Here is a 246-nt window from a genome sequence, read left to right as displayed (position 1 = left end):
ATGTGGATCAACAACAGGAGCTCGCCGTAAAATATGGAATCAGGTCAGTTCCGACCTTTGTGGTCTTAAAAAACAATGTGGAAGTCTGGCGTAATTCAGGAGTACTTTCAGAACAAGCTTTAGAGCAGATGCTTATCAGTTTAAGATAAAAATTAAAAAATGAATGTATTAATTGATGCTGTGTTACTTGGTGTGGGAGCGACTATCTTTATGGATATATACGCTCTCATCATCAAGAAGTTATGG

The 246-nt window shown here is 37.4% G+C and carries 1 protein-coding gene; it reads left to right on the top strand.

What is annotated here, in order from left to right; translation table 11 throughout:
* The first annotated feature begins 2 nt into the window (after nucleotides 1-2).
* Nucleotides 3-149: a thioredoxin family protein gene (locus tag SB764_RS43500; protein ID WP_410867240.1), complete on the top strand. Its 147-nt coding sequence runs from the start codon at nucleotides 3-5 to the stop codon at nucleotides 147-149.
* Nucleotides 150-246 lie beyond the last annotated feature (97 nt).

It is taken from the genome of Paraburkholderia sp. SIMBA_027, assembly GCF_046535315.1.
In the GTDB taxonomy this organism is placed as follows: Bacteria; Pseudomonadota; Gammaproteobacteria; order Burkholderiales; family Burkholderiaceae; genus Paraburkholderia; species Paraburkholderia tropica.
The sequence above is the reverse complement of the archived record's forward strand: the minus strand, read 5'-3'. Positions and strand labels throughout refer to the sequence as shown.